This is a genomic window from Micromonospora sp. NPDC048843, assembly GCF_040649965.1.
Classification (GTDB): Bacteria; Actinomycetota; Actinomycetes; order Mycobacteriales; family Micromonosporaceae; genus Micromonospora; species Micromonospora hortensis.
The window spans coordinates 1-18344 of the sequence record NZ_JBEZGJ010000145.1 but is presented as its reverse complement, the minus strand read 5'-3'; the positions used below and the strand labels follow the sequence as shown (position 1 = coordinate 18344).

19 protein-coding genes are annotated in these 18344 nt (G+C 72.0%); 13 read left to right on the top strand and 6 right to left on the bottom strand.

Annotated features, from left to right (window positions below; all coding sequences use genetic code 11):
- Window positions 1-92: 92 nt before the first annotated feature.
- On the bottom strand, window positions 93-440 hold the full coding sequence (locus AB0C20_RS27330) for an Lsr2 family protein (RefSeq protein WP_357188650.1): 348 nt from the start codon (window positions 438-440) through the stop codon (window positions 93-95).
- 144 nt (window positions 441-584) lie between these two features.
- Entirely contained in the window at window positions 585-1193 is a 609-nt protein-coding gene (locus AB0C20_RS27325; RefSeq protein ID WP_357188652.1) for a response regulator transcription factor, read from the bottom strand.
- Between the two features lie 98 nt (window positions 1194-1291).
- On the opposite strand from AB0C20_RS27325, the gene AB0C20_RS27320 reads away from it, so the two are divergent.
- The 5 genes from AB0C20_RS27320 (at window position 1292) to AB0C20_RS27300 (ending at window position 7167) form a co-directional block, all read left to right on the top strand.
- Window positions 1292-2023 carry a HAMP domain-containing sensor histidine kinase gene (locus AB0C20_RS27320; RefSeq protein ID WP_357569042.1) on the top strand — a complete coding sequence of 244 codons (732 nt, stop codon included), beginning with the start codon at window positions 1292-1294 and terminating at the stop codon, window positions 2021-2023.
- A gap of 83 nt (window positions 2024-2106) precedes the next feature.
- On the top strand, window positions 2107-2937 hold the full coding sequence (locus AB0C20_RS27315; RefSeq protein WP_357569041.1) for a manganese catalase family protein: 831 nt from the start codon (window positions 2107-2109) through the stop codon (window positions 2935-2937).
- A 76-nt stretch (window positions 2938-3013) separates the two neighbouring features.
- A complete protein-coding gene (gene lon / locus AB0C20_RS27310; protein ID WP_357188658.1) occupies window positions 3014-5344 on the top strand; it encodes an endopeptidase La in 2331 nt (776 codons plus the stop codon).
- Between the two features lie 130 nt (window positions 5345-5474).
- Complete coding sequence (locus AB0C20_RS27305) at window positions 5475-5879, top strand: DoxX family protein (protein ID WP_357569040.1); 405 nt, start codon at window positions 5475-5477, stop codon at window positions 5877-5879.
- A gap of 76 nt (window positions 5880-5955) precedes the next feature.
- Window positions 5956-7167, top strand: a complete 1212-nt coding sequence (locus AB0C20_RS27300) for a right-handed parallel beta-helix repeat-containing protein (RefSeq protein WP_357569039.1) — start codon at window positions 5956-5958, stop codon at window positions 7165-7167.
- A 95-nt stretch (window positions 7168-7262) separates the two neighbouring features.
- Here the strand turns inward: AB0C20_RS27300 and AB0C20_RS27295 are convergent, their stop codons facing one another.
- Window positions 7263-8996: a DEAD/DEAH box helicase gene (locus AB0C20_RS27295; RefSeq protein ID WP_210784874.1), complete on the bottom strand. Its 1734-nt coding sequence runs from the start codon at window positions 8994-8996 to the stop codon at window positions 7263-7265.
- A gap of 105 nt (window positions 8997-9101) precedes the next feature.
- Entirely contained in the window at window positions 9102-10031 is a 930-nt protein-coding gene (locus AB0C20_RS27290; protein ID WP_357569038.1) for a hypothetical protein, read from the bottom strand.
- Window positions 10032-10163: 132 nt separating this feature from the next.
- Here AB0C20_RS27290 and AB0C20_RS27285 point away from each other — a divergent pair, with 132 nt between their 5' ends.
- Genes AB0C20_RS27285 through AB0C20_RS27275 form a run of 3 tightly spaced genes read left to right on the top strand, consistent with a single transcriptional unit; the run spans window position 10164 to window position 12488 of the window.
- A complete protein-coding gene (locus tag AB0C20_RS27285; RefSeq protein ID WP_357569037.1) occupies window positions 10164-11318 on the top strand; it encodes a histidine kinase in 1155 nt (384 codons plus the stop codon).
- Window positions 11315-11920: a response regulator transcription factor gene (locus AB0C20_RS27280; protein ID WP_357569036.1), complete on the top strand. Its 606-nt coding sequence runs from the start codon at window positions 11315-11317 to the stop codon at window positions 11918-11920. The genes AB0C20_RS27285 and AB0C20_RS27280 overlap by 4 nt, the downstream gene beginning before the upstream one ends.
- A gap of 49 nt (window positions 11921-11969) precedes the next feature.
- The gene (locus AB0C20_RS27275; RefSeq protein ID WP_357188670.1) at window positions 11970-12488 is read left to right on the top strand and encodes a 2'-5' RNA ligase family protein; all 519 of its coding nucleotides are present in this window, start codon (window positions 11970-11972) and stop codon (window positions 12486-12488) included.
- Window positions 12489-12512: 24 nt separating this feature from the next.
- On the opposite strand, the gene AB0C20_RS27270 is transcribed toward AB0C20_RS27275, so the two are convergent.
- A complete protein-coding gene (locus tag AB0C20_RS27270) occupies window positions 12513-13160 on the bottom strand; it encodes a hypothetical protein (RefSeq protein WP_357569035.1) in 648 nt (215 codons plus the stop codon).
- A gap of 162 nt (window positions 13161-13322) precedes the next feature.
- A complete protein-coding gene (locus AB0C20_RS27265; protein ID WP_357569034.1) occupies window positions 13323-14147 on the bottom strand; it encodes a helix-turn-helix transcriptional regulator in 825 nt (274 codons plus the stop codon).
- Between the two features lie 271 nt (window positions 14148-14418).
- Here AB0C20_RS27265 and AB0C20_RS27260 point away from each other — a divergent pair, with 271 nt between their 5' ends.
- The 5 genes from AB0C20_RS27260 to AB0C20_RS27240 all read left to right on the top strand — a co-directional run bounded on the left by AB0C20_RS27260 (window position 14419) and on the right by AB0C20_RS27240 (window position 18192).
- Window positions 14419-15153, top strand: a complete 735-nt coding sequence (locus tag AB0C20_RS27260; RefSeq protein WP_357188676.1) for an SDR family oxidoreductase — start codon at window positions 14419-14421, stop codon at window positions 15151-15153.
- A gap of 24 nt (window positions 15154-15177) precedes the next feature.
- The gene (locus AB0C20_RS27255; RefSeq protein WP_210786284.1) at window positions 15178-15480 is read left to right on the top strand and encodes a hypothetical protein; all 303 of its coding nucleotides are present in this window, start codon (window positions 15178-15180) and stop codon (window positions 15478-15480) included.
- A gap of 72 nt (window positions 15481-15552) precedes the next feature.
- A complete protein-coding gene (locus AB0C20_RS27250; RefSeq protein WP_357569033.1) occupies window positions 15553-16296 on the top strand; it encodes a winged helix-turn-helix domain-containing protein in 744 nt (247 codons plus the stop codon).
- A gap of 148 nt (window positions 16297-16444) precedes the next feature.
- A complete protein-coding gene (locus AB0C20_RS27245; RefSeq protein ID WP_357569032.1) occupies window positions 16445-17392 on the top strand; it encodes a cytochrome P450 in 948 nt (315 codons plus the stop codon).
- Window positions 17389-18192 carry an isocitrate lyase/phosphoenolpyruvate mutase family protein gene (locus AB0C20_RS27240; RefSeq protein ID WP_357188683.1) on the top strand — a complete coding sequence of 268 codons (804 nt, stop codon included), beginning with the start codon at window positions 17389-17391 and terminating at the stop codon, window positions 18190-18192. Before AB0C20_RS27245 ends, AB0C20_RS27240 begins: the two co-directional genes overlap by 4 nt.
- Window positions 18193-18344: the final 152 nt, after the last annotated feature.

Here is an 18344-nt window from a genome sequence, read left to right as displayed (position 1 = left end):
TGGCCGTCACCTCTCGATAGAGTGAGCCTCTATCCAATAGAGCACTACAGTTGAGAGGTGGTTGTCAAGCGGCGATACCCCGTCGAGTCGCGTCAGCGGCTCTTGTACGCCTCGACGACCTCAACCGGGATCCGGCCGCGCTCGGAAATCTTGTAGCCGTTCTTGACGGCCCATTCCCGGATGGCCCGGTTCTGCTCCCGATCCATTCCCGCGCCGGCGGGTCGCCCCGGTCGCCGGACCGAACGGGCGCTCTCCACCGGGCCGCGCCCGATCCGCCGACCCGCATTGATGTACGGATCGAGCGTCTTGCGCAGGACGCCGGCATTCTCGTCGGAGACATCGATCGTGTAGGCCACGCCGTCGAGACTGAACTCAACCGTCCGGTCGGCCTTCCCACCGTCGAGGTCGTCGGTCAGGACCGTGATTACTTTTCTCGCCATTGCCGATTACTCCCTGTGTGCGGCGGGATGTGTCCAAAGTCTGACCTATCACCCCGGTAATCCGCAACAATATGCCTTCCATTCATTCGGCGCGTCGCGATTCCGTTACCGAGCAAAACCGCGAAACGGTTCGGTGGCGAGGCTTCATTCCCCGAGGATGCCGCTGTGACCGGCGATGGCGGCCGCCTCGGCCCGGTTCGAGACCCGCAACTTGCGCAGCAACGCGGCGGTCATCCGTTTCACCGTCCGTTCGGAGACGTGCAGTTCTTCGGCGATGTCGACGGTGCTGCGGCCAGCGGCGATCGCCCGCAGCAGCCGCCGTTCCTCGCCGTCCAGGTCGACGGACGCGGAGCGCGTGGACCGCAGCATGGCGCGCAGCAGGTCGGCCGGCAGCACCGCCCAGCCGTCGAGGATCGCCAGCAGCGGGGGAAGCAACTCCTCCGGTTCGCTGGTCTTGGGCAGGAACCCCTCGGCGCCGGCCCGCAGCGCCTCCACCGCTGGCCCTGGGTCGGTGGAACCGGACATCGCGACCACCCGTACCCGTGGGGTGGTCCGCCGGATCGCGGCCACCGCCCGGATGCCGCCGGGCGGCGGCATGTGCAGGTCGACCAGGGCCAGGTCGGGGCGGCAGTTGCTGACCAGGGCCGCCGCCGCGGCGGCGTCGCCGGTCGAGGCGATGACCTCGGCCCGGCCGTTGGTGGTGATCGGGAGCAGCAACTCCAGCCCGCGGACGAAAAGGGGGTGATCGTCCACGACGACGAGTCGCAAGGTGGAGGCTCCCGGCATGTCTGCGCCGTTCCCCAGCGGGTACCGATCATGCGGGTTCGCACCGAACGAGAGGAGTCGGGTGGATGCGCGTACGGCACGGTCTGCGGGACCTGCTGCGAGGGTTGCGCCCCGCTGGGCCGACACCGGGCGAAAAGCGACCGACGGCGGCCGATTCGGAGTTGCTGCTGCGGGTGCTGTGCCACGAGTTCCGAACGCCGATCAGCACGCTGACCTCGCTGACCCGCGCGTTGGCCGACGAGCGTCAGGACCTGACCGGGGACGACCGGCGGGCGCTCAGTGAGCTGGCCCGCGACCAGGCCGCCCACCTGCAGAGCCTGCTGCTCGACGCGGCCGCCGGCACCGGCGTGCTGACGCCGACCCCACAGCCGGAGCCGGCCGTCGCGCTGGCGGGCATCCTGCGGGAGGCCGCCGCGCTGGTGCCGGTCGGCCGCCGGCGGGCGCGGGCCACCCGGCGGGCGGCCTCCTGCCCGGTGCCGGCCGGACGAACCCGACAGGTGCTGGTCAACCTGGTGCAGAACGCGTTGCGGCACGGGCCGCCGGACGGACAGGTCGGGCTCTACGCGACAGTGCGCGGGCCCAGCCTGAGCATCCTGGTCACCGACGAGGGTCGGGTCGACGATGCGCTACTGGTCGCGCTGCGGCGTCCGACGCCGGCCGTCGGGATGTCCGGTCTGGGCCTGTGGATCGCGCGGCAGCTCGTCGCGACGGATGGGGGAGCGTTGCGGGCGTACCGGCTACGGCCCCGTGGAGTGGCGCTGGAGGTGCTGCTGCCGATGGCTCGCCCGGTGCGCTGACCCGGGCGGGACACCGGTTGGCCCGCTCGGGTCATCGCGGCGGGAACGGCCTCGCTAACTGTTTCCGGTACCGAGGAGGTCGGATGTTCAGCCACGTCAAGGATCTGCAGTTCGAGGCCAAGCCGGACGGCCCGGATGCGGCGTTCGCCCGCCGCCTGCAGGAGGTGCTGGGCGGTAAGTGGGGCGAGATGACCGTCGCCAACCAGTATCTCTTCCAGGGTTGGAACTGCCGACTGCCCGGCAAGTACAAGGACCTGCTGCTCGACGTCGGCACGGAGGAGATGGGCCACGTCGAGATGATCGTCACGATGATCACCCGGCTGTTGGACAGCGCGCCGCTGTCGCTGGGCGAGGGGATCGCGGAGGATCCGGGAGGTGCCGCGACCTACGCCGGTGAGAACCCGGCGCACTTCATCCACGCCGGGGGTGGGGCCCTGCCCACCGACTCCAACGGGGTGCCGTGGAGCGGCGCGTTCATCACCGCCAGCGGCAACCTGTTGGCCGATTTCCAGCTCAACGTCACCGCCGAGGCGCAGGGTCGGCTCCAGGTCGCCCGGCTGTTCCACATGACCGACGACCCGGGCGTCAAGCAGATGCTGCGCTTCCTGCTGGCCCGCGACACCATGCACCAGAACATGTGGCTGGCGGCGATCGAGCAGCTCAGGGAGGACGGGCTGGAGGAGATGCCGGTGCCGGAGGCGTTCCCGGACTCGGGTGAGTTCACAGCGGAGTACGGCTACACCTACCTGGGCTTCTCCTCGGGCACCGACGCCGCCCAGGGGCGCTGGGCGTCCGGGCCCTCGCCGGACGGCAAGGGCGAGTTCCGGTACGACCACAACCCGCTGGCGAACGCGCCGGAACCGGTGCTGCCCCCGGGTGACCCTCGCCTGTACGGCACCAGCCCAGTGGTCTAGGTCACAGGCCGGAACAAGGGGAACGCTTTGTTACTTGAGTGAGACACGCTCAACTCAACGCGATGGCAGGTGTTCGATGGCAACTCTTCCGGTACTTCCCCTGACCGACGCCGTGCTGCTGCCCGGGATGGTCATCCCGGTGACCCTCGACCCCACCACCCAGGCCGCGATCGACGCGGCGCGTGCGACCGGCGACCGCAAGCTGCTGGCCGTGCCGCGCATCGACGGCGAGTACGGCCCGGTGGGCGTGGTCGCCACCATCGAGAAGGTCGGCCGGCTGCCCGAGGGCGAGCCCGCCGCCGTCATCCGTGGCCTGTCCCGGGCCCGGATCGGCTCCGGCGTGCCGGGCCCCGGCGCCGCCCTCTGGGTCGAGGCGACCGAACTCGACGAACCCGCCTACGCCGGTCGGGCCCGGGAACTCGCCCGCGAGTACCGCGCCCTGGTGACCTCAGTGCTCCAGCAGCGGGGCGCCTGGCAGGTCATCGACGCGGTGGAGCGGATGACCGACCTCTCCGAACTGGCCGACTCGGCCGGTTACGCGCCCTGGCTGACGCTGGAGCAGAAGACCGAGCTGCTCGCCGCGCCGGACGTCACCGCCCGGCTGGAGCTGTTGGTCGGCTGGGTGAAGGACTACCTGGCCGAGCAGGAGGTCACCGAGCAGATCAACAGTGACGTCCGCGAGGGGCTGGAGAAGTCCCAGCGCGAGTTCCTGCTGCGCCAGCAGCTCGCCGCGATCCGCAAGGAGCTGGGCGAGGACGAGCCGGACGGCTCTGCCGACTACCGGTCCCGCGTCGAGTCCGCCGAACTGCCGGAAAAGGTACGCGAGGCGGCCATGCGCGAGGTCGGCAAGCTGGAGCGGGCCAGCGACGCCTCCCCGGAGGCGGGTTGGATCCGTACCTGGCTGGACACCGTGCTCGAGATGCCGTGGGGCACGCGTACCGAGGACAACACCGACCTCGCCGCGGCCCGGGCGGTGCTCGACGCCGATCATGCCGGCCTGGCCGACGTCAAGGACCGCATCCTGGAGTACCTGGCGGTGCGCAACCGGCGAGCCGAGCGCAACCTCGGCGTGGTCGGCGGTCGCGGCTCCGGCGCGGTGCTCGCCCTCGCCGGTCCTCCCGGAGTGGGTAAGACCAGCCTCGGCGAGTCCGTGGCGCGGGCGCTCGGACGCAACTTCGTCCGGGTCTCGCTCGGCGGCGTCCGCGACGAGGCGGAGATCCGCGGGCACCGGCGCACCTACGTGGGGGCGCTGCCCGGTCGGATCGTCCGCGCGCTGCGTGAGGCAGGTTCGATGAACCCGGTCGTGCTCCTCGACGAGGTGGACAAGTTGGCCGCCGGCTACGCCGGTGACCCGGCCGCCGCCCTGCTGGAGGTGCTCGACCCGGCCCAGAACCACACCTTCCGGGATCACTACCTGGAGGTCGACCTCGACCTGTCCGATGTGCTCTTCCTGGCCACCGCCAACGTGGTGGAGTCCATCCCCGGCCCCCTGCTGGACCGGATGGAGCTGGTCACCCTTGACGGGTACACCGAGGACGAGAAGGTCGCCATCGCCCGCGACCACCTGCTGCCCCGGCAGCGGGAGCGGGCCGGGCTGACCGTTGACGAGGTCAGCGTCGCCGACGAGGCTCTCGCGCTGATCGCGGGGGAGTACACCCGGGAGGCCGGCGTCCGGCAGCTCGAGCGGGCCCTGGCCAAGATCCTGCGCAAGGTGGCGGTGACGCTGGCGACGGACCCGACGCCGGCACGCGTGGGCACCGACAACCTCACCGGATACCTGGGTCGGCCGAAGTTCACACCGGAATCGGCCGAGCGCACCGCCGTGCCCGGCGTGGCCACCGGTCTGGCCGTCACGGGTGCCGGCGGGGACGTGCTCTTCATCGAGGCGACAAGCATGGAGGGCGAGCCGGGGCTGACCCTGACCGGCCAGCTCGGCGACGTGATGAAGGAGTCGGCGCAGATCGCGCTCTCCTACCTGCGCTCCAACGGGCGGCGGTTCGGCATCGACCCGAACGCTCTCGCGGGACGCCGGATCCACGTCCACTTCCCGGCGGGCGCGGTGCCCAAGGACGGTCCGAGCGCCGGCATCACAATGGTCACGGCCCTGGCGTCGTTGGTCACCGGTCGCCCGGTCCGCCCCGAGTTCGGGATGACCGGTGAGGTGACGCTCTCCGGTCGGGTGCTGCCGATCGGTGGGGTGAAGCAGAAGCTGCTCGCCGCGCACCGGGCCGGCCTCACCGAGGTGATCATCCCGGCGCGCAACGAGCCCGACCTGGACGACCTGCCGACCGAGGTGCGCGAGGCGCTGACAGTGCACACCCTGGCCGACGTGGCCGACGTGCTCGCCCTGGCGTTGCGCCCGGCCGACGTGAAGACGCTGGATGGTCCGGCGCTCTTCGCGGTCTGACGCTCCGACCAATTGGGCCCCCGCCGTCTTCCGACGGCGGGGGCCCTTTCGGTACGCGGGGGAGGTCTACTGTCTCGTCTGCACCGTCAACCACCTCTCCGCCGCGAGGCGGCCCCCTGGAGGAACCCCCGTGAACGTGGTGCTCTGGATCATTCAGATCCTGCTCGCCGCCGTCTTCACCGGCGTCGGGCTGGCCAAGCTGAGCCAGCCCAAGGAGAAGTTGCGCGACGTGATGCGGTGGGTGGACCCGGTCCCGCCGTCGCAGGTCAAGTCGCTCGGCGCGGTCGAGCTGCTGGCCGCCGCCGGGCTCGTGCTGCCCGCCGCCACCGGCATCGCCACAGTGCTCACCCCGCTCGCCGCCGTCGGGCTGGTCATCGTCATGATCGGCGGCATCCTGGTGCACCTGCGCGCCCGCGAGCAGCAGGCCACCCAGGAGGGGCGTCGCACCGAGATCCAGGGCGCTGTCGCCTGCGCTGCGCTGCTCGTCCTCGCCGCCGTGGTGGCCTGGGGCCGTTTCGGCCCGTACGCCCTCTGATCCGCGTCGGCCTGCGCGCGACAATGCACAGTAGAGTCTGCCCGCCGCTCGAGGTGGCACTCAACGGGGGAGAGGCATGGAACCGATCGTGAGCGCACCTGGTGCGGTACCGCCGGCAGTGCCACAACGGTCAGATCCACCGGGCCGACGGCTGGGACGACGGGTCCTCTTCGCCGGCGGCGCGGGCGCCGCGGTCGCGACGACGGTGGCCACCCTGGCCGGTGCCGAACAGGCGGGATCGCCGCCGGTCACGACCGTGCGGGAGGCCCCGCTCAGCCTTCGGGACCCCCGGGTCGGCTGCCGGCTCGACGGCAGTGACGAGTCGGACAAGGTCACCACCGCGCTGAACCTGCTGCCGGCCGATGGCGGGGAGATCTTCCAACCGGTGGGCGCACTCGGTCTCGGATCGGAGGTCCGCTTTCCGACGAACGTGACCTGGACCGGCGAGAACATCGGGGCGGCGATCATCCAGCCGGCCCCGGGCTACACCGGTCGTCTGGTCTCGAGCGGCAAGTACAACCAGATCTCCAACGTGCACTTCTACGGCATGCGGACCTCCGACGTGCTGTTGACCGTCCGTGGCCCCCGATCGACCTTCCACCACCTGCACTTCGGCAACTCGGGCAGCCACGCCATCGAGTTCCTCGGCAAGGACGCGGACACCAGCGCCCACGCCAACAAGATCACCGATATCAACATCGAGGACTGCCTCGGCGTGGGCATCCTCGTGAACAAGGTCGCGTACGACAACGAGTTCCTCAACGTCTGGGTCGGTGAGTGCCAGACCGGGATACGGCTGCTGGACAGCGCCTGCTTCTTCGACAACCTGCATGTCTGGGGTTGCCGGGGCAACGGCGTGGAGCTGCGCGAACCCGCCCATCGAAACATCTTCCAGAACGTCTACCTGGAGTCGAACGGCACGAGTGGCACCGGCAGCGGCGCCGATCTGCGGCAGGTCTGGGGGACCCAGTTCATCGGCGGCCGGCTGTGGCGCAACGCCACCAACGGCATCGAGGTCTCCTCATCCGGACGTACCCGGATCATGGGGCTCGACATCCACGACAACGGCGCGAAGGGGATCCTCGGCCGTGACGCCGACATGTGCCAGGTGATCGGCAACCAGTTCTACGACGACGCGACGCCCCGCCGCCAGGAGCGACCGATCGTGACTGTCGGCACCAGCAACAACTGGATCGTCACCAACAACGTGATGCGGGCGTTCGACCACCGGTCCGGTGGCGCGTCGCTGGCCGGGGCCAACAACGTGGTCAACGGAAACATCGGCTAGCACCGGTGGGGCGGCGGGTGCTCACGTTTCTCCCGCCGCCTCGCCGGCCCGTGTCGTCGGCGACCGTCGTGCTCCGGCGGTCGCCGACGGCGTGCTCAGCGTTCGTCGCCGCCGCGGTCGCGGCGCACTGTGGCCTTGCGGCCCTTGATCGTGCTGGAGCGCAACCCGGAGATCACCTCGTCGGCCACCCCCTGCGGCACCTCCACCAGTGAGAACCGGTCGGCGATCTCGATCGAGCCGATGTCCCGGCCGCGGATGCCGGTCTCCCCGGTGATCGCGCCGACCAGATCCTGCGGGCGCACCCCGGCGCGTCGACCCAGGCCGACGAAGACCTGGACGGTGTTGCCTCCGCCGGAGCGTGGCCGGCCCCCACCCCGCCGGTCGCCGCCACGGCCGCCGGCCTCCGGCCGACCCTCGCGCGGCCCACGGACCGGAACCTGCGGGATCTCCTCCTCGTCGTCGGAGCCCGGCGACGTCACCTCGTGGGCCAGCTTCACGGCGGCGAGGGCGACCTCCATCAGGTCGAACTCGTCGGTCAGCGTCTCCACGATCACCCGGAACGGGTCGAGGTCGTCCTCGAGGAGGCTCTCCCGCAGGGCCGCCTGGGTCAGCTCCAGCCGCCGGGTACGCATGTCGGCGACGGTGGGGATCTTGTCGATGGTGATCCGCTGGCCGGTCACCCGCTCGATGGTCTTGAGCATCCGGTGCTCACGCGGCTCGGCGAGAGTGATCGCCACGCCCTCGCGGCCAGCCCGACCCACCCGACCGATCCGGTGCACGTACGACTCCGGGGCGGACGGCACGTCGTAGTTGACGACGTGGGTCAACTGCTCGACGTCCAGCCCACGGGCCGCCACGTCGGTGGCCACCAGCAGGTCGGCGGTGCCCGCCCGCAGCCGGCCCATGACCCGGTCGCGCTGCTCCTGGCTCATGCCACCGTGCAGCGCCTCGGAGCGGTAGCCCCGACCGTTCATCGTCTCGGTCAACCGGTCGACCTCTTCCCGGCTGCGGCAGAACACGATCGCCGCGGTCGGGGACTCCACGTCCAACACCCGACCCAGCGCGGCCGGCTTGTGCGCCCGGGTCACGATGTACGCGCTCTGCCGCACCCGGGGCGCCTCACCAGCTACCTGCTGCTCCCGGCCGATCTCGATCCGTACCGGTTCGCGCAGGTGCTGGCGGGCCATCCCGTCGATGCGCGACGGCATGGTGGCCGAGAAGAGCACCGTCTGACGCTGCGCCGGAGCGTGCTCCAGGATCGCCTCGATGTCCTCGGCGAAGCCCATGTCGAGCATCTCGTCGGCCTCGTCGAGCACCACCGTGGCCAACCCACCCAGGCGCAGGGTGCCCCGGGCGATGTGGTCGAGGGCCCGGCCCGGTGTGGCCACCACCACGTCGACACCGCTGTCCAGTGCCCGCAGCTGCCGCCCGATCGGCTGCCCACCGTAGATCGGCAGCACCCGCGCGCCCAGGTCCTTGCCGTAGCGGTGGAACGCCTCCGACACCTGCACCGCCAGCTCCCGGGTCGGCACCAGCACCAGCGCCACCGGGTCGCCGCCCTGGCGGTGTGCCGTCATGAGGTTCAGCAGCGGCAGCGCGAACGCGGCCGTCTTGCCGGTGCCGGTGGCTGCCTGACCCAGCAGGTCCCGACCCTCCAGCAGCGGTGGGATAGCCTCCCGCTGGATGGGGGTCGGCTCCTCGTACCCGAGGGCGGCGAGCGCGCCCAGCAGCTCGGCGCGGAGCCCGAGCTCGGTGAAGGCGCTCACCTCGTCGGTGCCGTCGGGGGTGGCGTCGATCGGTGCGTCGTGCTGTGCAGGTGCGGAACTCATGTGCCAAGCCTTTCATCACGCCGTCCGGGCCGTTGCGGCGACCGCCACAAGAGCTGTCTCCGGGCTCGTGCTGCGGCCGTTCCAAGATCCCGGCGGCGGCCTCGGTCAGGCGTCGGTGGTCAGGATGGCCAGCACCATCACCGCGGCGAGGGCCACGTCGAGCACCACGCAGAACTCGGCGTAGCCGCGCGGCACCACCCGGCGGTTGCGGTGGTGCACCACGTCCCAGCCGGCGTGCGCCAACCACCCGAACGCCACAAGCCAGTCGGCGGTCCGTCCGCCGGCCAGCACCGCGACCAGCGTCAGGGCGACCCAGACGGCCAGACCGGCGAGTTGGGTGGCGAACACGCCCCGCCCGCCCAGCGTGCGGCGGGCCATGCCGATCACCAGGTAGCCGCCGGGCAGCACCAGCATCGTCCACGGGCTGAGCACACCCGGGTCGACCCACATGTCCACGGTCAGCAGCAGCGCCAACCCGGCCGGCCAGCGGTGGGCGAGCGCCACCACGACCCGGTTTCGGCGTACCGGCGCCGACGCCTCGTGTCGGTGCCGGAGAGCCACCAGCACCATCGCGGGGATCATCAGTAGGTGACCGCCGAGCATCAGCGCGTCGGCACCGATCAGGCCGGCCCAAGACGGCACGAGCAGCAGCAGGAACGGGACGTACATCGCAGCGGCCATCTCGCCGACCGCGTGCCAGCGGTGCGCCCGGTAGCGCATCGCCACAGTCATCCCGACGGTCATGTTCGTGGCCATCACCAGCGCGGCGATCTCCGGCCGGGCCAGCGCGTCGCCGACGCCCAGAGCGGCGCCGGCCAGCGCCCACAACGGTCCGAGCAGCAGCATCCCGGCGATCATCGCCACTGCCATCTCGCCCAGGTGCCACAGCAGCCGCCGCCTGCTGCTGGCCGGTGTCGCGGCGGCCGGTGCCGCAGTGGCCGGCATCGGGGCCGAGGGGGTCGGCTCGTCGGTGGGCACTGGCGCGGGCGACGGTACGGCGGTCAGGCTGTCCGCGTACATCCGGGTGTTTTCCATGCCCCGACCCTGCCGGTGCCACCGGTGTGGCCGGCAGACCCGATCGTCACGGGAAAACCGTGCGGACCGCACGGCCCGAACGTGACAGTTCGCACGGGTGGAGGGTGGGCCGGGCGGTCCTAGGATCGGTGCGTGGCGAGCGAGGCGGTGACTCCCCGGGCGGACCGCCGGCTGCGCCGTGTCCGGTGGGTGACGCTGGTGTCGCTGGCCACCGGCGTCTGGGCGAGCGTCCTGCTACCGGCGGTCGGCCTGACCCGCGAGCCCGACCCGGGCCGGGTGACACTCGGCGCGGTCGGCATCCTCGCCTTCGTGATCGCCCAGACCGTCGTCCTGTACGCGGCCGTGACGCCGTGGCTCGACCCGCGCTGGCGGCGTCGGGCCGAGCTGAGCCTGGTCGGGGTGGCGGTGCTGACCGTTCCGCTGGTGGGTCCGGTGGCGGCCGGCAGCTGGCCGACCTGGGCCTGGCTCGGTGCGGCGCTGATCGGCATGACGCCGCTGCTGGTGCGGTGGCGGGCCGCGCTGACGGTCGCGGCCGGCGTCCTGGCGGTGGCGGTCGCGGTGGCCTGGTGGACCGGCGGTTCCGTTCCGCGCCACCTCGCCGTGACCGGTGGGATCGGCGCGGCGGTGGCCGCCGTCAACGGGCTCCAGGTCTGGTTCTGGGACCTGCTCGTGGAGGCCCGGCAGGGCCAGGCCGCCCAGGCCCGGCTGGCCGCCGCCGAGGAGCGGCTGCGCTTCGCCCGCGACGTGCACGACGTCCTGGGGCACAGCCTCACGGTGATCGCGTTGAAGGCCGAACTCGCCGCCCGGCTCGCCCCGGTCGACCCGGAACGGGCTGGGCGGGAAGCCGCCGAGGTGCAACGGTTGGCCGCCTCCGCGCTGAGCGAGGTACGGGAGACCGTGCACGGTTATCGGGTCGTCGACCTCGACGAACAACTCACCGCGGTGGTGGGGGTGCTGCGCTCCTGTGGGGTGCGGTGCACGGTTCTGCCGCTGCCGGCGGACCTGCCGCAGCCCGCCGCCATCGAGCTGGCGGCGGTGCTGCGCGAGGCGAGCACCAACGTGCTGCGGCACAGCCGGGCCGACTGGTGCCGGATCCGCATCGACAGGGAGGACGACGTGGCCAGGATGACGGTGGCCAACGACGGCGCCGACGACCGCAGCCCGGACGCGCACAGTCACGGCCTGCGCGGGCTGGCCGACCGGCTCGCCGCTGCCGGGGGCGAGTTGCGGGTACGCCGGGAGGACGCGATCTTCACCCTCGAAGCCACAGTGCCGGCGCCGTCGTGATCCGCGTCCTGCTCGCCGACGACGAGGACCTGATCCGGGTGGCCGTCGCCGCGCTGCTCGCCCTGGAACCGGACATCGAGGTGGTGGCACACGCCGCCGACGGGAAGACGGCCGTCACCGCGGCGCTGGCGCACCGCCCGGACGTGGCAGTGGTGGACCTGGAGATGCCCGGCCTGGACGGCATCGCGGTAGCCGCCGAGCTGACCCGGGTCCGGCCCGACTGCGCGGTGGTCGTGCTGACCGGGCACGGTCGCCCCGGGCACCTGCGCCAGGCGCTGACCGCCGGCGTCCGAGGGTTCCTGCCCAAGGGCTCGCCGGGTGGGGCACTCGCCGACGTGATCCGCCGGGTGCACGGCGGAGGGCGCTACGTCGACCCGTCGCTGGCCGCCGACGCGTTGACTCTGCCCCCGTGCCCGCTGACCCCTCGGGAACTGGAGACGCTGCGGCTGGTGGAGGTCGGTGCCCCGGTCGCGGTGATCGCCCGTCGGGTGCACCTGTCCACCGGAACCGTGCGCAACCACCTCTCCGCCGCCGTGCAGAAGCTCGGCGCCGCCGACCGGGCCGAGGCCGTCCGCACCGCCCGGGACAACGGCTGGCTCTGACTTCGGTTGGCGACCGCCGAGCAGGAGGGTCGCCGGCTAGCGTAGGCGCGTGCGTACGGTGGAACTCGTCTGCTCGCCCGGCCTGGAGGTCGCGGTCCGGGCGGTCTGGGGCCGGCTGGCCGCCGCCGGGTTGCCCAGCCTGGCCCGCAACATCCACCCGACCAACCGACCGCACCTCACCCTCGCCGCCGTCGACGAGTTCCCGCCGGGGGTCGAGCACCGCCTCGCCGAGCTGTTCGACGCCGCGCTGCCGGTGCCGGTGACGCTCGACCGGGTCGTCGTCCTCGACGGCAGCGCCCCACTGGTCTGGCTCGTCCGACCCACTCCGGCGTTGACCGCGCTGCACGCCGCCGTCTGGGACGTTCTCGCCGAGGCCGACGGACACCGCCCGTGGCATGCGCCAGGCGCGTGGGTGCCGCACCTGAGCCTGGCCCTGCGGTTCCGCAACGCGGACCCGCGGTTGGCTCGTGCCGTCGCCGGTGGCCAGCGCCCGACCGGCGACTTCGACGCCGCGCGCAGCTACGACGGCACGGACCGCTCGGTGACCCCGCTGACCGGTCGCGGCTGACGTCGTCACGCGCCGTCCGGAGCCTCAGTTGCTGCCGCCACCGCCACCGCCATCGCCGCCACCGCCATCGCCCCCGCCGCTGAACTCACCACCACCGCCGCCACCCGCACCGCCGGCGTAGCCGTGACGTCCGTCGAGGAAGGGCAGGTCGCCGCGTATTCCGGGTGGCTTGGGCCGCTTGCCCGGCCCCGCGAGATGTTGCAGGCAGACCCGGCCGCTAACCGGGAAGCATTCGCCACGGCCTCCGCAGTCGGCCAGGTAGCGGTTGCCATCCTGGATGTCCAACTCCTGGTCCACCCGGAACAGCAGCGGAAGGCCGGTCGGGCCGCATCCCTCGTCCCGGCGGCCGTAGCTCAGCGTGGCGAGCAGAAGAGGCCCGCGATCGGCGGTGGTCGTGTCGCCGCTTGTCGCAGCCGTCGGTCGGTGGTGCGGAGAGCGCCCGAACGCGGCGTCGCAGAAGGTGGCGTAGTCCCGCGCATGCAGGGTCAACTGCTGCCACAGATCGTTGACGACCACCGACGGCATCGACAGTTTCGCGTTGGGCTGGCGGGCGATGATCCGGAACCACTGCCGGGTCGCGGTCTCGACGAGTGAGATGTCCTCGTCGCTGAGGTGGGGATACCGATTTCGTAGATGTTGACGTCCGCTGGCAGGAAACCGCAGGTCGGACACGGCGCGGAGTCGGCGAGGGGCGCTGTCGCTTCTGAACTTCGTCCAGATCATCCGGTTACTTCTATCCGCCCGGCGGTGCGGGCGCTAAGGCCCCGACTTGCCGAAGTGGCGTCGCGGCCCCTTCAGAGTAGGGACAGTAGGCAAGCACCTCACCGACGCCTGTCAGGCAGGGCTGTACGTGGTGGCCAGTGCGGCGAGGGCCTCGGCGCTGCGGCTGCCCGGCTCCGGCATGCCGACCAGGAGCTGCTGTCCGGGCGCATCACGGACGTCGAACGTCTGGTAGGTCAACTCGATCCGTCCGGCGGCCGGGTGTTGCACCACCTTGAACATCCTCGTCAGACCGCGCGCGCTCTGGTTCGCCCAGAGGGTCCGGAACTCTGGCGAGCCCCGCCCCATGTCGGCCACCAGCGACTGGATCTCCGGGTCGTCCGGAAAGAGGCCGGCATTGAGCCGCAGAGCGTGTACGACGCTCTCGGTAAGAGTCGGCCAGTCCGGAAAGACGGTGCGCGCCTGCGGATGTTGGAACAGCACCCGGACCATGTTGACCGTGCCCACGAAGGGTGACAGCAGCGCCGCCGCCACATTGTTCGTAGCCAGCACGTCGAACGCGGGGTTGAGCACGTAGGCGGCGGAGGTGGGGAACGCGTCCAACAGCCGCAGCAACTCGGGGTGAACCGAATCTCGAAAGCTCGTCGGACCCAGGCTGGGGTTCAGCCCGGCGAGCCGGAAGAGGTGGCCGCGCGCATCCAGGTCGAGGCGCAGGGCCCGTCCGATCGCGTCGAGCACCTGCGCCGAAGGGTTGCGCTCCCGGCCCTGTTCGAGGCGGGCGTAGTAGTCGACGCTCACGCCGGCGAGCACCGCGATCTCCTCACGGCGCAACCCGGACACCCGGCGGTCGCCGCCCCCGCGCAGTCCAACGTCCCTGGGATCGACACGGGCACGCTGGGCTCGGAGGTAGTCGCCGAGCCCGTTGCTGGTGGCGACCATGTCCACCAGCCTAAAGCTCCGGTCCCCGCCCTCGACGGCCGCTACCGCGACGGCGGGCATCGCCGGCGGCGGTTCGCCAGCGGAACCGGACAGCGACGTCGGAACCGCGCTGGGTCGGTGTGATGGCCGGAGCGGACGGGGCCGAGCAGGTCCATGGTGTTCCTGGGTGCGGTGCACCTAGGAAAGGCCGCCCTTCCCGGCTCCCGGCCGCCGCAGGATGGTTGGACACGCACTGCCTCGACGCAGGCGCCAACCGAGACCAGGAGCAGCAGTGACCAGCCCGTACTCAAAGATCATTCTCATCACCGGCGCGAGCAGCGGCATCGGTGCGGCGACCGCCCGCAGGTTGGCCGCCGACGGCCACCACGTCGTGCTTGGCGCCCGACGGGTCGATCGGCTCGCCGCGCTCGTCGATGAACTGCGCCGTGACGGCGGCATGGCCGACTACCAGGAACTCGACGTGACCAGCAGGAACAGCGTGCTCGGCTTCGTCGAGGGGGTGCATGACCGGCACGGGCGCATCGACGTTTTGATCAACAACGCCGGGGTGATGGCCCTGTCCACGCTCGACTCCCTGCGGACTGACGAGTGGGACCAGATGATTGACGTGAACCTACGCGGCACGCTGCACGGCGTCGCGGCGGCCCTGCCGCTCATGCGGGCCCGCGGCAAGGGCCACATCATCAACATCGGTTCCTCCGCCGCCTACCGCGTCGACCCGACGGCATCGGTGTACTGCGCCACCAAGTACGCCATCCGGGCGCTCACCGAAGGCCTGCGTCAGGAGAGCCGGGACGTCCGGGTAACCCTGGTCAGCCCGGGTTACACCCACTCCGAACTCACCCAGCGCGGCGGTGACCCGCAGATCCAGGCTGCCGCTCGGGCAGCGACCGAGGAACTCGGCATGCCAGCCTCGGCGGTGGCCGACGCCATCGCCCACGCAATCGCGCAGCCCGACACCGTCGACGTCAACGAGATCATCGTGCGGTCCACCGCGCAAGGCTGAACACGCACGAGGAGGAGAACGATCATGAGTGAAGCGCTCGAGATGACGACATTCCGGCTCGTCCCCGGCCTCACCGGCGCCGATTTCGTCAAGTCCAACAAAGACATCGACGACTACCTACGACGCCAGCCCGGCTTCCGCTGGCGTCGCATTACCGCGACCGATGATGGCACGATCACCGACATCGTCGCCTGGGACTCGGTGGCGGACGGCCGGCGAAGCGCGTCAGGGATCATGACCGAAATGGCCGACTCGCCGGTGCACGCGACCATCGACCACGCCACCGTCGACTTCCGGATCGTCCCGGTGTTGCACGAGGTCACCTGATCGTGGCGGCCGTCGGCTCGAGCCAGGCACCCGCACCGCTGATGCGTCGCTATCGCCGGGCATGATGAGGCGATGACCGCAAGTGCCGAGGGGCGGGGGATGGCCGAGCTGGCGGCCCTGCTGGCCGACGGCACCCGCGCCGGAATGTGTCTGGCGCTGCTCGACGGGCGGGCGTGGACCGCCGGTGAGCTGGCCCGTCTTGCCGGGGTCGCCCCGTCGACGGCCAGCGACCACCTCACCCGACTCGTCCGCGGTGGGTTGCTCGTCGAGGAACGGCAGGGCCGCCACCGCTACCTGCGGCTGGCCGGGCCGTCGGTGGCCCAGCTGATCGAGGACCTGGCCGGGCACGCCCCGGCCACGCCTACACCGACCGGGTCGCTGCGCGCGGCGACCGCCACCGCCTCCCTGGCGTACGCCCGGACCTGCTACGACCACCTCGCCGGGCGGCTGAGTGTGCTGATGTACGACGCCCTGCTCAGCGAACGTCGACTCGACCGGTCCAGCGGCTTGGCGCTCACACCCGACGGCTGGGCCTGGGCGGCCGGGGTGGGCGTACCGGTGGACGGGCTGCGCGCCGCCCGCCGCCCGGTGGTCCGCGACTGCCTGGACTGGACCGAACGCCGCCCGCACCTGGCCGGCGCGCTCGGCGCGGCGCTCTGCCGCCGGTTCACCGACCTTGGCTGGATCAGCCAGGGCACCGGCCGCGCCGTCCGTCTCACTCCCACCGGCCGCCCCGCCCTGGCCGCGGCTCTGTCCATCCCCGAACACACCCTCGACCCGCCGGCAGCCCCGCCGCCCACGAGCGGCCGCGCCTGACGGGTGACCGCGGCGGGATCGTTCGGCGTGGGGCGAACGGTTCGCGCCCTACGGTCGGGCGGTGACTGACAACTGGCCACACATTGCGCCCGCCCCGGGAACACCGGCGTGTGGGCCGCCCTCGTTCGAACCGGGACGCGGTTGGTGGGTGACCCGGCACGCCGACGTGCGGGCGGCGCTGACCGACATTGCGTTCCAGGTGCCGGCCGTCGATCCCGGTCCGCTGGGCACCCTCGCCTGGCTGCGCGCCACTGTCAGCCGGTTCAGCCCACCACGACTGCACGCCGACCGTCGGGCGGTCGCGGTGAGCGCCCTGGCCCCGCTGAACCCGGACGACCTTCGCCACGACGCGGCGCGGCTGACCCGGGCCGTGCTCGACCGCGCCGGCGACCACGTCGACGTGATGGGGGAACTGGCCCGGTCGGTGCCGCTGCAGGCGTTGGCCGACCGCCTCGGATTCGCCTCGCCGGCAGCCGCCGGGACGGCGGTCGCTGTCGTCGCGGCGGCGTACCACCCGGGGGTGGACCCGGCGTTGACCGCGCGGGCCGACCGGGCGGTGACGGCCCTGCTGGCGCTCTTGCCGCAGGGTCCGCCGGAGGTACTGGCGAACCTGGTCGGTCTGCTGGTCCAGGCGTGCGACGCGACAGCCGGCCTGATCGGTGCCGCCGCCCATCACCTTCTGCCCCCGGCGGTCCCGCGAGCGGCGGCCACGGTGCCGACCGCCGACCTGCTGGCCGAGGTGCTGCGCCTCGACCCGCCGGTCCGGGCCACCCGACGGGTCACCATCGACGAGGTACGGGTGGGCGGGCGGGATCTGCCGGCGGGCAGTCCGGTGCTGCTGCGCTTCGACGCGGCCAACCGTGACCCGCAGGCGTTCACCGAACCCGCGACGTTCGAGCCCGGTCGGCCCGGTGCCGGGCTGTTGACCTTCGGGACGGGGGAGCGGGGTTGCCCCGGCGACCGGCACGCCCTGGCGCTGGCCAGCGGGGTGCTCGACGTGCTGCGGGAACGGTGCCGGCGCAGCCCGACCCCGGTGCGCCACGAACCGCACCCGACCCTGCGGGTGCCGACAAGTCTGGAGGTGAGCGTCCGATGATCGAACGTTGTGCCGCGTTCCACGCCCTGCACCGCGCCGGCCACCCACTGCTGTTGCCCAACGCGTGGGACCACGCCTCGGCGGCGGCGCTCGCCGCGCGTGGACATCAGGCCATCGGCACCACCAGCCTCGGGGTCGCCGCGACCGCTGGCCTTCCCGACGGCGTCGCGGCCACCGCGGGGGAGACCCTCGCCCTGGCCCGCCGGCTGGCCCGGCTGCCGGTGCTGCTCAGCGTGGACGTGGAGTCCGGGTTCAGCGACGACCCGGTCGAGGTCGCCGAGTACGTGGCGGAGTTGGCCGGGCTCGGCGTGGTCGGGATCAACCTGGAGGACGGGCGTGCCGATGGCAGCCTCGCCGACACCGAGGTCGCCGCTGCCAAGATCGTGGCAGTGAAGGCGGCGGTGCCGGAACTGTTCGTCAACGCCCGCACCGACACCTGGTGGCTCGGGGTGGACGACCCGCTGCCGCAGACCCTCGCCCGTGCTCGTGCCTACCGGGCGGCCGGTGCCGACGGGATCTTCGTGCCCGGGACTGTCGACCTGGAAACCCTGCGCGTCCTCACCGCGCGGATCGACGCTCCGGTGAACGCGCTGTACCAGCCGGGCGGCCCAGGGTTGGCCGAGTTGGGCGCGGCCGGGGTGGCCCGGGTCAGCACCGGCTCGCTGCTGTTCAGGGCCGCGCTGGGCGCAGCGCTCACCGCAGCCGAAGCCGTCCGCGACGGCGGGTCCACCACTGCGGTGGGACTGCCGTCGTACGCCGAGGTGCAGGCCCTGGTGCCGACGGACGGCGACTGCCGGTGACTGCCGGCGCTCCGGCGGTGACTGCCGGCGCTCCGGCGGTGGCTGCCGGCGCTCCGACAGTGGTGGCCGGGCCGGGTCCGGCCCCGCGCCAGCGTCGACAACGAACTGCGCGGCGGTCATGAACGAGGCGTCGTCGCTGGCCAGGAACGCCA